The organism is Photobacterium sp. TY1-4 (assembly GCF_025398175.1).
Taxonomy (GTDB): Bacteria; Pseudomonadota; Gammaproteobacteria; order Enterobacterales; family Vibrionaceae; genus Photobacterium.
Genome location: NZ_CP099735.1, coordinates 1,368,634 through 1,381,405, shown reverse-complemented (window position 1 = coordinate 1,381,405; position 12,772 = coordinate 1,368,634). Strand labels below are relative to the sequence as shown.

12 protein-coding genes are annotated in these 12,772 nt (G+C 57.9%); 5 read left to right on the top strand and 7 right to left on the bottom strand.

The features are described 5' to 3' along the window. Positions 1 to 84: 84 nt before the first annotated feature. The 7 genes from NH461_RS22945 to NH461_RS22915 form a co-directional block, all read right to left on the bottom strand. Positions 85 to 438 carry a RidA family protein gene (locus NH461_RS22945; protein ID WP_261603277.1) on the bottom strand — a complete coding sequence of 118 codons (354 nt, stop codon included), beginning with the start codon at positions 436 to 438 and terminating at the stop codon, positions 85 to 87. Further along, entirely contained in the window at positions 395 to 1,855 is a 1,461-nt protein-coding gene (locus NH461_RS22940; protein ID WP_261603276.1) for an NAD(P)/FAD-dependent oxidoreductase, read from the bottom strand. The genes NH461_RS22945 and NH461_RS22940 overlap by 44 nt, the downstream gene beginning before the upstream one ends. Before the next feature lie 87 nt (positions 1,856 to 1,942). Next, a complete protein-coding gene (locus tag NH461_RS22935; RefSeq protein ID WP_261603275.1) occupies positions 1,943 to 2,239 on the bottom strand; it encodes a (2Fe-2S)-binding protein in 297 nt (98 codons plus the stop codon). Beyond that, positions 2,205 to 3,320, bottom strand: a complete 1,116-nt coding sequence (locus NH461_RS22930) for an NAD(P)/FAD-dependent oxidoreductase (protein WP_261603274.1) — start codon at positions 3,318 to 3,320, stop codon at positions 2,205 to 2,207. Before NH461_RS22930 ends, NH461_RS22935 begins: the two co-directional genes overlap by 35 nt. A 61-nt stretch (positions 3,321 to 3,381) precedes the next feature. After that, positions 3,382 to 4,422 (bottom strand): TRAP transporter substrate-binding protein DctP, encoded by a 1,041-nt coding sequence (gene dctP, locus NH461_RS22925; protein WP_261603273.1) that lies wholly within the window; start codon positions 4,420 to 4,422, stop codon positions 3,382 to 3,384. A 14-nt stretch (positions 4,423 to 4,436) separates the two neighbouring features. Further along, positions 4,437 to 5,735 (bottom strand): TRAP transporter large permease, encoded by a 1,299-nt coding sequence (locus NH461_RS22920; protein WP_261603272.1) that lies wholly within the window; start codon positions 5,733 to 5,735, stop codon positions 4,437 to 4,439. 3 nt (positions 5,736 to 5,738) lie between these two features. Beyond that, complete coding sequence (locus NH461_RS22915) at positions 5,739 to 6,221, bottom strand: TRAP transporter small permease (protein ID WP_261603271.1); 483 nt, start codon at positions 6,219 to 6,221, stop codon at positions 5,739 to 5,741. A 114-nt stretch (positions 6,222 to 6,335) separates the two neighbouring features. Between NH461_RS22915 and NH461_RS22910 the strand changes: the two genes are divergently transcribed. The 5 genes from NH461_RS22910 (at position 6,336) to prpB (ending at position 12,751) form a co-directional block, all read left to right on the top strand. Further along, a complete protein-coding gene (locus tag NH461_RS22910; RefSeq protein ID WP_261603270.1) occupies positions 6,336 to 7,286 on the top strand; it encodes a LysR family transcriptional regulator in 951 nt (316 codons plus the stop codon). A gap of 361 nt (positions 7,287 to 7,647) precedes the next feature. After that, entirely contained in the window at positions 7,648 to 8,013 is a 366-nt protein-coding gene (locus tag NH461_RS22905; protein WP_261603269.1) for a hypothetical protein, read from the top strand. Between the two features lie 107 nt (positions 8,014 to 8,120). Next, positions 8,121 to 10,874, top strand: coding sequence for an immune inhibitor A domain-containing protein (locus NH461_RS22900; protein WP_261603268.1), 2,754 nt, complete (start codon positions 8,121 to 8,123; stop codon positions 10,872 to 10,874). Positions 10,875 to 11,198: 324 nt separating this feature from the next. After that, the gene (locus tag NH461_RS22895) at positions 11,199 to 11,876 is read left to right on the top strand and encodes a GntR family transcriptional regulator (RefSeq protein ID WP_410000148.1); all 678 of its coding nucleotides are present in this window, start codon (positions 11,199 to 11,201) and stop codon (positions 11,874 to 11,876) included. Beyond that, positions 11,873 to 12,751: a methylisocitrate lyase gene (gene prpB / locus NH461_RS22890; RefSeq protein ID WP_261603267.1), complete on the top strand. Its 879-nt coding sequence runs from the start codon at positions 11,873 to 11,875 to the stop codon at positions 12,749 to 12,751. The genes NH461_RS22895 and prpB overlap by 4 nt, the downstream gene beginning before the upstream one ends. Positions 12,752 to 12,772: the final 21 nt, after the last annotated feature.

The following is a 12,772-nucleotide window of genomic DNA, read 5'->3' as shown; positions in this document are numbered from 1 at the left end:
TCTAGCTTGGCTGATTGAAGCGCTGCGTGGCGGGTGGAGCAATTCAGGGAGGCATACCGCCACGCAGCGATTGGAGCCGAGGACTTACTGTTTAACCGCAGCCGTGACCAGCAGTTCGACTTTCAGCTCCGGGCGGGCCAGTTTAGCTTCGCCGCAGGCACGTGCCGGCTGGAAGCCCTCTTCAAACCACGTATCCCAGACCGCATTCATTTCATCGAAATCGCTCATGTCGGCCAGCCAGACGGTGGTTTGCAGGATATGGTGTTTATCTGAACCGGCTTCAAGCAGCAGGGCGTCAACCCGGCGCAGGGCCTCGGCGGTTTGCTCGGCCACACTGGTGCCGCCGACACCCACCTGGCCACAGAGATAAACCGTGTCATTGTGGATCACGATTTTACTCATGCGTTGATTGGTGTGCTTTCTGATGATCTGTGTCATGGGTCGTTTCCTTGGATTGATAAGGCTGAATAAAAGAATGTGTCACCGGGGTCAGGCTGGCGAGCTCGCCCAGCTTCAATGGCTTGATGGGATGGCGAATACGGTAGTAGCCGACCTCCGACGGTGACTGGTTGGTTTCCGCCGCGATGATCTCGGCCACGGTCGGGCCGCAGTAGCGTCCCTGGCACGGCCCCATCCCGCAGCGGGTCAGGCTCTTGATCTGGTTGATCCCGTGACACTGATTGCGCGCCAGATGGCGGATTTCCCCGGCGGTGACTTCTTCGCAGCGGCAGACGAGGGTGCGGTCAGCTGGGGCCAATGCCTGCTGAGGCGGCGGATACAAGGTATCGAGAAATGGCCGGATCGCCAGCTCTTTGTGGATCCGGGCAAGCAGCGGCTCAGTCTGCTGTTGGTGCTGCTCCTGGCTCAGCAGGCCTAAGGCTCGGAGCGCTTCGGCCGCAACCAGGCTGCCCTGCAACTCGGCCACTTTGGCTCCGCCAATCCCGCTGCCATCCCCGGCGACGGCGACGCCATTCAGCGAGGTGTTGTGAAAGGTATCGAGCGCCGGGCGCCAGCAACGTTGCACTTGGTCCCAGACATGATCGAGGCCCATGGCGCGGGTGAGCTGGACATTGGGGATCACCCCGATGTGGCTCAGCACGGTGGCTGTGTCCAGGCAAACCGTTTTGCCTTTGCTGCGAAAGCGCAGTTGCTCGACGGTTTGCGTGCCGACGGCTTCAATGTCTCTGGCCTGGGTGTAGTGGGCGACCCCGGCCTGTTTGATCTGGCGCAGCAGCTTCAGCCCTTTGACCAGATATTGATGGCCCTGCAGCGCGCCGGCCAGATGGCGGCTGGCTTTGAGATAGCTGCCCGGCATTTGGGTATCGACAATCGCCGACGGCGGTGCCCCGGCATTGATCAACTGGGCGGCCAGTAAATACAGCAGCGGCCCGGTACCGACCATCACGGCTTTTTGAGGCGCGATCCGGGCGGTTTTGAGCAGGATCTGGCTGGCGCCGGCGGTCATCACCCCCGGCAGGGTCCAGCCCGGAAACGGGAAACTGCGCTCAATCGCACCCGTGGCGAGGATGATCCGTTTGGCTTGCAGCTGTTCACTTTTGCCGTGGCGGCTCCAGTAGACGGTCCGATCGGTATCAACCCGCCAGATCGTGGCTTCGGTGATGTGCTCCAGGGGGGCGGCGTCGAGCGCCTGAACCAGAGTGGCTCCGTGAAGGTAATCCGGCCCCAGCACCTCGCTCAGCGGGTGGCCATCCGCAGTAATGGCGCGGTAAATCTGTCCGCCGGCACGGGCTTGTTCATCAAGCAGCACCACGCTGGCCCCGGCGTTGGCACATTGCGTCGCGGCCGCCATCCCTGCCGGTCCGGCCCCGATAATACAAACATCGACTGTACGCATAATTCTTCCTCAGTTGGCTAAATAACGCTGGCGTTGGTGGCTAAATAACGCTGGTGTTGGTGGCTAAATAACGCTGGCGCTGGTGGCTCAGTATCGCTGGCGTTTGACCTGTATGCCCGGCGCAACCTGGCGCATGCAACCCTGCACGTTCGGCTCGCCATCGACTTCGACCCGGCACTCAAAACAGCTGCCCATCATGCAAAACGGCGCACGCGGAGACTGGGTAGCTGGCGTCTCGCGGGTATGGTCGACCCCGGCCGCCAGCAGGGCGGCCGCGATGGTGTCGCCTTCGCGGGCGGTGATGGCCTGTCCTTCCCAGTGAAACACCACCGTTGGGGCAGACGAGGCGTTATCGAGCCTCAGAAATTTCGAATCGTTTTTCACTGAATCGCTCCAAATCTGGTTGGTTGGCATCGTTTTCCAGCCACAACGGCAGCAAATAGCTGTGCGCGGCGGCCAGGGTGATCCCGCTGTGGCAACTGATGATGTACGCCCCCGGATGTGAGTCGGACTGCTGATAGATCGGCAGGCCGTCCGGCGAAATCACCCGCAGCGCCCCCCAGCTGCGGATCAGCTTGGTATGGGCCAGGAAGGGATAGACGGCGATCGCCCGCTCGGCAATCGCGGCAGTGACGGCCAGGGTATCCTGATCATCAAATCCGGCGTTTTCCTTAGAATCGCCGATCTGGATCCCGCCCTCATCGACCTGGCGGATAATCCCGGATGGACGCTGCATCATCGGCGGCATTTTTTCGGTGATCAGCACCTGGCCTTTTTGGGGCTGCACCGGCGCTTTTAATCCGACCAGCGGGCCGAGCTGCGCGGCGCCCAGTCCGGCGCACAGCACCAGTTTGTCGCTGTGAAACTGGCGGCCATCGGTTGTGGTGGCCTGATAGCGGCCATTAGCATCGCGTTCGATGCGCTCGACCTGAACCCGGGTGATCCGCTCGCCGCCCAGTTGGGTAATGGCCAGGGTGTAGGCTTTGAGCAGTTTGAGCGGGTTGAGATGGCCGTCTTCAGCGCCGTAAATGGCGCCGACGACATCCGGGCCGATGTTCGGCTCTTCCTGGCGCAGGCGTTCACGATCCCAGATCTCGTACGGGTGATCGCTGCCGAGTTCCTGGCGAAGACGGTCGTACTGGGCAGTGCGGGCCATCATTTCTGATTCGCTGAAATGGAAATCGTAGCCGCCGTTTTGGACTAGGTTGACATCAATGCCGGTGGACGCCAGCAGCTCGTCGGCCAGGGTTCGCCACATCCCGACGGAGCGGCGGGTCCAGGCAGCATAGTGCGGGGCGTCCAGTCCTTTACAGGAGAGCCAGACCAGACCGAAGTTGCCCCGGGAAGCGCGGTGATCACGGTCGCCGCCATCCAGGATGGTTACCCGGTGGCCGGCTTTGAGCAGCCCGTAAGCCACGGCGCAGCCCACGACACCGCCGCCGATAATGGTATATTCCGGTTTCATGACATTTCTCTTCAGGGTTGCAGCGACGGGGCTGGTGCCCCGCCGTCGGTTGGGTGAAGGATTAGTTCGGGGTCTTTTCCAGCGCCTGATCCAGGATCGACTGGCTCCACTCGGCGCCGATATCGCTCAGGATCTCCGGCCACACGGTGCTGCGCACTTTGGCTGAGGTTTGCGCCAGTTGTTGTGGGCTGACTTTGACAATTTCAGCACCGTTGGCGGCCAATTTTTGCTCGTTCGCAGTCTGATCCTGCTCCGCATGCTGCCAGCGGCGTTGCTCGAAATCGGCTGCGGCCGTTTTCAGTGCGGCCTGCTCGCTGTCGGACAGGTCGTTAAACCGCTCGCTGTTAATCATCAGGTACCAGATCTCAAAGTGGGTATTGAGCGGAATATAGGTTTTGGTCACATCGCGGAACGAGGCGTAATAGCCTTCGGCCCCCGAACCGATCACCCCGTCCACCACGCCGGTTTGTACCGCGGTAAAGGCTTCCGAGAATGGCAGCGGCGAGCCGATGTAACCGACGTTATCCGCCAGCAGCTGGAAGCTCTTGATCGGCGGTACCCGCAGCTTGATGCCTTTGCTGACATCCGGCTGGCCCGGCTCAACGGCGTTGCGGTTGAGTGAGATCCCGCCGAAATAGACCGGGTAGGCGGCCAGCAGGGTGATATCCTGCTGGGCAAACAGTGTTGCCATCGCTTCGCGCACCGGGGCACCGTCACCGTAAATGGCCTGCGCTTCGGCCCAGTTGGTGGCGAGATACGGCAGCAGCCCGAGCTGCATCCGACGGTCGGTGGCCGTTGAGGCGGGTTGAACCGCCATGTCGATCGCGCCGACCGAAATGCGCTCTTGCACCAGGGTGTAGTCACCGAGGGCGTTGGCGGCATAGACGCGCAATTTAACGTCACCGTCGGTGGCAGCCTTGAGCGCTTCGCCCATACGTTTGACATCCTGATCGATCACGGTGCCCTGTGGGCGCACATGGCTGATTTTCAGCGTTGCAGCCGTGGCCGGCAGGATGCTCAGCGCCGTTGCAGCGAGCAGCAGGGCTTGAGCCGTTTGTTTCAGTTTGAAGGAGTGGGTGAACTTACCTGTCAATTTCATCATCAATATCCTTATGATCAGTAGCCAAACAGCGTTGGCAGGAAGAGTGATAAGTCAGACCAGAACGAGGTCAGAATCACCACCGGTAGGTAGCCGAACAGGATCAGCTTCATGGCCGGGCCGACGACTTCGGCAAACTTGACGTTGCCGATGCGGGCACCGAGGTACAGAATCGAGGCGTAGGGAGGTGTCACGCCACCCATTGCGGTATTCACGCCCATGATGGCGGCGAACTGGATTGGGCTGATCCCGATGGCCGTCATCAGCGGCAGCAGCAGCGGCGCAATCAGAATGATGGCGGTGATGTCGTTGACCACCATGCCGACCAGAAACAGCATGAAGTTAATGAAAATCAGCAGCAGGGCTTTGTTCTCGGTAATGCCGAAAATGGCGTCGACCAGCTCCTGCGGCACATTTTCTACCACGAACATCTGGCTGAGGATCAGGCTGAACAGGATCATGAACATAATCGAGCCGACCGCAGTGGCGGACTCTTTGCCCGAGGCCAGCAGTGACTTCCAGTTCAGGCCCTTGTAGATCATAAAGCCGACCGGGATGGCGTAAATCACCGCCACGGCTGCGGCTTCGGTCGGGGTCATGATACCGCCGTAGATGCCACCGAGAATAATCACCGGCATCAGCAGCGCCGGGATCGCATGCACGGTTCGGGACGAGGCTTCTTTGAGCATGTCACCAAACGGCAGTTTTTCTTCCAGCACCAGCGGGAACTTGCGCGCCATCAGCAGGTTGATCACCGCAAAGTTAAAGGTGACCAGCAGGCCGGGACCGAGCGTCGCCAGGAAACAGGCCAGGATCGAGGTATCGGTGACCCAGCCGTAGACAATCATGGTCACGCTCGGCGGGATCAGCAGCCCCAGAATGGAGGAGTTGGCAATCAGCGCCGTGGCGTAGGCTCGCGGGTAGCCGCGTTTTTCCATCTCCGGGATCAGCAGCGGGCCGATAGCGGCGACGCCGGTCAGGCCGCTGCCCGAAATGGCCCCGATGATGGCACAGCTGACCGAGGCGACAATACCCAGCCCGCCGCGGATATGGCCGACGAACACGTTGACGAACCGGAGCAAGCTGGCGGCGATGCCGCTCTGGCTCATGATGGTGCCGGACAATACAAACAGCGGGATCGCCAGCAGGATCGGGTTGGTCAGCTGGCCGGTGCCCCACATCATATTGCCTTTCATCGACATGTCGCCGAGGTAGGTCATGATCATCAGGGCGCCGCCGAAACAGAACGGCAACGGCACGCCAATCGTCAGCAGCAGGACCAGCGCGCCTACCGCAAATAGTGCAACTTCAACCATGGTTTAAGCCTTCTTTGTTGAATAGTCGGGGGCGTTGAGCTGGCGCACCAGCCGGATGATGTGCAGGCCGATAAAGCCGGTGATCATCGCGAGGCCGAGGAACAGCGAGCACTCGTGGAAAAAAGTGGGGATATAAAGGGTCGGGCTCTCTTTCCACACGCGCAGGGCATATTTGAAATAGTCCCAGGCCCAGTACGTCAGCCACAGGGAGATCACAAAACTGATCACTTCCCCGACCAGCGCCAGGATGGTGTGGCCGCGCTCGGTCTTGATAAAGATCTCCAGCACGTTGGCCCGGATCTGGGTATCTTCCCGCGAGGCGTTCACCGCCCCCAGCATGTAGAGCCACAGGGTCGGGATGATGACGGATTCTTCCAGTCCCATGATCGGGACCTCAAAGATGTATCGGGTTATCACCTGCACGAACTGCGTCAGGGCCACAATGCCCATCAGCGCAGTAAGCAGGTATCTGAACAATCGCTCCACAGCACATTTCCTTATTGTTGCTTTTGTGAATACGTTGTTAATCTAATGCTGACAACCAATAGAAACAAATTTAAAATTTCTCTAATTCCATAAATTTTTCCTATAGGGTATGGCATGGACACCAACCTCTCGATTAAGCAGTTGGAAACATTCAGAACGGTGATGCGCTCTGGCTCGGTTTCCGTGGCGGCGCGCACCCTGTGCCGCACCCAACCGGCCGTCAGTGCGATGCTGGTCAGCCTGGAAAACGAACTCGGGTTTAAGTTGTTTGAACGCAACAAAGGACGCCTGATCCCCAAGCCGGAAGCGTTTTTCCTGCTCGAAGAGACCGATGCAATCTTAGAGCGGCTGACCCGGGCGGCGCAGTTGATGGCCGAAGTGAAGAACCTGTCGCGGGGCAACCTGCGGGTGGCCTGTATGCCGGCAGCGTCGCTCTATTTTATGCCGCACGTGATTGCCGATTTTGTCAAAGACCGGCCAGAGGTGAATGTGTCGATGATGATGCGCAGCTCGATGATTGTGCATGACTGGGTGGCGGCGCAGCAGTATGACATCGGCTATGCGGAAATGCCGAAGGAGCGGGATTCGATCAATGTCGAGCCGATCCGGCTCAAAGGGGTCTGTGCGGTGCACCGGGATCATCCGCTGGCCGGAAAAGCGGTGATCACCCCGGCTGATCTTGATAACGTGCCGCTGGCGACCCTGTTTGCCCAGCACCCGACCAGTGAGCTGGTGCGCTTTTTATTCGAAGAGCAGGGCGCTCGTTACCATCCGCGGTTCGAACTGCAAAATTACATCTCCGGCTTTGAATTCGTTGAGCATCAGCTGTGCTGCTCGATTTGCGATCCTATGAGTGCGGCCAGCTATACCATCAGTAAATCCGGCCAGGGCGCCGTGGTGTTTCGTCCGTTTGCGCCGGAGGTGATTTTTGAACACGCCATCATTACCCCGTCGCACAAACCCTTGTCCCGCCTGGCGCAGGCGTTTGTGGATCATATCTATGCCGGGCTGAGAAATGCCGGTCTGGAGGAATATCTCGCGCCGGGATCCAGCACCGGATTCTAGCGCCTGATTCTCGCGACAAATGATGCTTGCGACCGGGTGCCACCAGCACTGCAAGACGTGAGGTTGCTCGCGTTCCGTACAGAGGGAGTCCGCAACATTCATCGTGCGGACCCTGCCTGCTATTTCTGAAATCACATCTCAGTGAAGCATGTTTCTGTGCTCATTATATGCACTCAAGGTCATCAGAGGCCCGTCCGGTTGGGTTTGCGGCGCGGTGATGTGCCTGCCACAGGGGCGCAGCGGGATGTCTTTTAAATAAGACATTTTTTGGGATTTTGACAAGGCATCATGACCTGAATTGTTGATAATGTGATGATGGTTCTAACCATTTACATTTATTTAACTAATGATACCCAGAGCGTTGAAACTCTTCGGTAATCGCCCTAAATTAGGTTCAAATCACGTTAGCCGGACAGGATGTCAAGCCGTGTTTCGAGTATTAATTCTACTTTATATTGCTGTTTATTCAGGCTTTTCCATTGCGGAAACTGCCGTTGTCGATGATGAGCGAATGATTCGTTCACTGATTGCCCGCGGGGTGATCTGCCAGGGACTGACCGCGCACGAACAGCAACAGGCGCTGCAAATCTACCTCAATCAAAAACATCGTCGGCAAAAATCCCCGGTTGGAATACCTGATCAAGATTTGTCTGAAAAACAAGGCATTGATTGCATCGGCCGTGCGCAGCTTGAGCAGCAGCGCAAACCAACCCCCAATTCGGGCTAACCGTCCAGATTATTACCAGGTTTTACTTTTTTCAGTTTCGCTACGGCGAAATCGGGTTGCTGCACCTTCAAGACAGCACAACATTATCATTGATAAAAGGAATAATAATGATAAGCATAAAAAGAACTGCAATCGCAACGTCACTGATTGCTTTGCTAGGAACGGTGTCTGCCCACGCGGCAACGCCTGCGGACTTGGCCATAGCCAATGAAGAGAAGCTGATCGAGATGCTGATCCAGCGTGGGGATATCGCCCCTGACGCGACGAGCCAGCAGAAGCAGCAAGCGCTGGAAGCTTACCTGGCCAAGAAGGCCAACAAAGGCTTTCATGGGGATGCGCAGTTTGACAAGCAGGCGCTGCTTAACCGGGCCAATGTGCTGAAGCAGATGAAAATGCCGGGTCATGCCCATGGTCCGAGTATCTTCGCGCTGGATCTGAGCCAGAAACGCACCGACAAAGTGCTGGCGCTGCTGGTCGATTTCCCGGATCTGCCGTGGGATGACAATCGCCTGACCTCAGAGCATACCGAAATGCTCTATGACAGTTATTCGAACGAGCACTACCAGAACCTGCTGTTCTCCGGTGAGGGATACACCGGCCCGAACGGCGAGAATCTGATCTCGATGCGTCAGTATTACGAGCAGGAATCCGGCAATACATACAGCGTGTCCGGCCAGGCTTTCGGTTGGTACCGGGCGAGCCAGAACGCGGCGTATTACGGCGGCAACTCGCCGACCACAGACAACGATCTGCGGGCGCAGGATCTGGTGCGGGAAGCGCTGGATCAGCTGGCCAAAGATCCGAATATCAATCTGGCCGATTACGATATCGAAGATCGCTACGACTATGACGGTGACGGGAATTTTCGTGAGCCGGATGGCGTGATTGACCACCTGATGGTGTTCCATGCGTCGGTCGGTGAAGAGGCCGGTGGCGGGGTGCTGAATGAGAACGCAATCTGGTCCCACCGCTTCAACCTGGGTCAGCCGCATATCCTGACCGGTACATCGAGCCAGGTCCCGGGCCGGTTCAACGGTCAGTACGCGGCATTTGACTACACCATTCAGCCGATTGATGCCGCAGCCGGGGTATGTGCCCACGAATACGGCCATGACCTGGGTCTGCCGGATGAGTACGACACCAAGTACACCGGGCAGGGCGAGCCGGTCTCTTACTGGTCGATCATGTCTTCGGGCAGCTGGGCCGGTCAGATTGGCGGGACGCAGCCGACTGCATTCAGTGGCTGGGCGAAAACCTTCCTGCAATCGGCCATCGGTGGCAACTGGATCCTCGACAGCACCTTGTCGCTGGAGGAGCTGAAAGGCCAGTCGCATACCATTACCCTGTCCGAAACCGTCAATAATGACGCCATGAACCTGGTGCGCATTAATCTGCCGCGCAAGCAGGTGGACGGGGTCGCACCGTTTGCCGGGGACTACCAGTTCTATTCGCAGAAAGGTGACGATCTGCGTACCAGCATGAGCCGCGAAATCACCCTGCCGTCGGCCGGTCGGATCTCGCTGGACTTTAAAGCCTGGTTCCAGATAGAAACTGATTATGACTTTGCCCGCGTGCTGGTCAACGGCCAGCAGATCGCCGGTTCAATCACCACCATGAACGATCCGCTCAATACCGGTCTGGTGCCGGCAGTGACCGGCTCGTCCGAAGGCTGGACCGATGCCAAGTTTGATCTGACCCCGTGGGCCGGACAGACCATCACCCTGAGCTTTGACTACATCACCGATGGCGGTCTGGCCGAAGAAGGTTTCTACCTTGATCAGATGACGGTGACGGCCGATGAAAGCGTGGTGTTCAGCGCGGATGCGGAAACCGAAGATCAGTTTGTCTTTACCGGTTATACCCGCAATCAGGGTTTCCACGAAGCTGATCAGTATTACCTGCTGCAATGGCGTAGCCATCAGGATGTCGATCAGGGTCTGGCGAACATCAAGCGCATGGGTCAGCTGATGACCTTCGAGCCGGGCCTGATTGTGTGGTATGTCGATGAGTCGATGACCGACAACTGGGTCGGCGAGCATCCGGGCGCAGGCTGGCTGGGTGTGGTGGATGCCGATCAGGCAACTCTGAAATGGTCACAAACCGGCGAGCCGGCGACCACCCGCTACCAGGTTCGCGATGCGGCATTTTCATTGCAGGATCAGGCCCCGCTGCGTCTGGTCAACAATGATGATGTGCTGGAAGATCCGAGCCTGATTGCCAATGCATCGTTCAACGATGGCGCCGACTACACCTCACCGGAGATCCCGGATGCTGGTCGTCAGCTGGCGCAGTTCGGCATTTCGATTGATGTGGTGCGCCAGGCGGACGATAACCGCTACGGGGTGATCCGGATTTCTGCCGAAGCAGACAATGCCGCGCCGGAAGCGAACTTCACGTATCTCTCTCGTCACAAGCGTGTTGATTTCGTCAACCAGAGCCTGGACAGCGACGGTGAAATCACCGGCGTGCAGTGGGACTTCGGTGACGGTGCCACCAGCACCGAGGCGAATCCGTCGCATCGTTATCAGCATTTCGGTCGTTATACCGTGACCCTGACCGTCACCGATAATTCCGGCGCGACCAGCTCTACCCAGCAAGTGGTTGAGTTAGAGCCGCGTAACCAGAAGCCGGTTGCCGAAGCGGGTTATTTCAACCTGGGCCGGATGGCAATGCTGTGGTCGGAAAGCAGTGACTCGGATGGCCATATTGTCGACACCAAGTGGGTTTTCCCGGACGGCAGCGTGCAAAAAGGCGGGGTGGCTTTCCATCTGTTTGAGCAACGCGGCAAACAGAAAGTACAGCTGATTGTCACTGACAATCAGGGCAAGAAAGCCCGCAAGACGATTATCTTGGATATCTAACTTTGCTCTGGAGAGCGCATCGCGATCGATGCGTTCGCTTGAACGTCAAACCGGCCGACCAGGCCGGTTTTTTTTGCTGTCGACAATCTGCTTGTTCGGCCCCTATTTTTGCGGTCTCTTTTCTGGCTATTCCTCACATTGTCGACAATATAGACCAAGGTCTAATTCAAACTGTTAACAATCCCCCTTGATTGAACGCATTTTAAGCGCTATTTTTGTTCTTAAGTTAAGCAATTGTTGACAGTTATGATGAAAGAACAAGCCGTCGCCTTATGCGATGTCGACAATCACGTTGAGCCAGCGGGGGAAGCATCGTCCCTTTCGATGGCTGCGGCCAAGGAGCTGACCAAGTCGGAGAATCTGACCGAGCAGCTGATTGATTTGATTGTTAAAGGACAGTTTGCCGCCGGCAGTAAGATCTCTGAGCCGGAACTGGCACGCCGTTTCGGCGTTAGTCGCGGCCCGCTGCGCGAAGCCATGATGCGGGTGGAATCCCTCGGTCTGGTAGAGCGGGTGCCCCATGTCGGCGCACGGGTGATTGCCCTGAGCCGGGAAAAACTGGTCGAGATCTACGCGGTGCGCGAAGCGCTGGAAGGGATGGCGGTGCGCCTGGCCTGCCAGCATATTACCGATGCCGAAATTGAGGCCCTGCAGCAGTTGCTGGATACCCACCAGCAGCACATCGAAGAGGTGGAAGGGGCGTCCTATTTCCACCAGCAAGGGGATTTCGACTTTCATTACCGGATCATCCAGGCCAGCCGCAACAGCACCCTGATCGGTCTGCTGTGTGACGAGCTTTATCATTTGCTGCGGATGTACCGCCATCAGTCCCAGCGCTCGCACTCCCGTCCGGAGCAGGCGCTGACCGAGCATTTCCACCTGCTGTCTGCCCTGCGTGAGCGGGATGCCGAACTGGCCGAAATGCTGATGCGCCGACACATCATGCGCAGCCGATTGTTAATCGAACAACAACTCACTGAGGACAAGGAGAACGTATCATGAGTCCAGGAAAACACTTCCGCCAGGCCGTTGCCACCAGCCAGCCATTGCAGGTGGTCGGGACCATCAACCCGTACTGCGCCATGATGGCGGAGCAGGTGGGTCACCAGGCTATTTACCTCTCCGGCGGCGGGATTGCCAATGCCTCGTACGGCTTGCCGGATCTCGGCATCACCACCCTCAACGATGTGCTGGAAGATGTCCGTCGCATCACCGCGGCTTCAAGCCTGCCGCTGCTGGTGGATATTGATACCGGCTTTGGCGGCGCTTTCAATATTGCCCGGACCATTAAAGAGATGGAGCGTGCCGGTGCCGCGGCAGTCCACATGGAAGATCAGGTGGCGCAGAAGCGCTGTGGTCACCGCCCGAACAAAGCAATTGTCAGCCAGGATGAAATGGTCGATCGGATCAAGGCGGCGGTCGATGCCCGCGTGGATCCGGATTTTGTCATCATGGCGCGTACCGATGCGCTGGCTGTCGAAGGGATGGACGCGGCGATTGAACGGGCGATTGCCTGTGTCGACGCCGGGGCCGATATGATTTTCCCCGAAGCGATTAATACGCTGGAGCAGTACAAGCAGTTTGCCGATGCGGTGAAGGTGCCGATCCTGGCCAATATCACCGAGTTCGGTCAGACCCCGCTGTTCAGCCGTGAAGAGCTGGCCGAGTGCGGTGTCGACATGGTGCTGTATCCGTTGTCGGCGTTCCGGGCGATGAATCAGGCGGCGCTTAATGTGTATCAGCATCTGCTCAAAGACGGCCATCAGCGCAACGTGGTCGATCAGATGCAAACCCGTGAGCAGCTCTACCATTATCTTGGCTACCATGATTATGAGAAGAAGCTCGACCAGCTGTTTGATCAGCAAAAGGGCGAGTGATGCAACGCTGAACGGCAGGGA

Coding starts and splice junctions, on each gene's coding strand:
- NH461_RS22930 (WP_261603274.1), bottom strand. CDS start 3,320: ATGAAACCGGAATATACCATTATCGGCGGCGGTGTCGTGGGCTGCGCC.
- dctP (WP_261603273.1), bottom strand. CDS start 4,422: ATGATGAAATTGACAGGTAAGTTCACCCACTCCTTCAAACTGAAACAA.
- NH461_RS22900 (WP_261603268.1), top strand. CDS start 8,121: ATGATAAGCATAAAAAGAACTGCAATCGCAACGTCACTGATTGCTTTG.
- NH461_RS22895 (WP_410000148.1), top strand. CDS start 11,199: ATGGCTGCGGCCAAGGAGCTGACCAAGTCGGAGAATCTGACCGAGCAG.
- NH461_RS22920 (WP_261603272.1), bottom strand. CDS start 5,735: ATGGTTGAAGTTGCACTATTTGCGGTAGGCGCGCTGGTCCTGCTGCTG.
- NH461_RS22910 (WP_261603270.1), top strand. CDS start 6,336: ATGGACACCAACCTCTCGATTAAGCAGTTGGAAACATTCAGAACGGTG.
- prpB (WP_261603267.1), top strand. CDS start 11,873: ATGAGTCCAGGAAAACACTTCCGCCAGGCCGTTGCCACCAGCCAGCCA.
- NH461_RS22940 (WP_261603276.1), bottom strand. CDS start 1,855: ATGCGTACAGTCGATGTTTGTATTATCGGGGCCGGACCGGCAGGGATG.
- NH461_RS22945 (WP_261603277.1), bottom strand. CDS start 438: ATGACACAGATCATCAGAAAGCACACCAATCAACGCATGAGTAAAATC.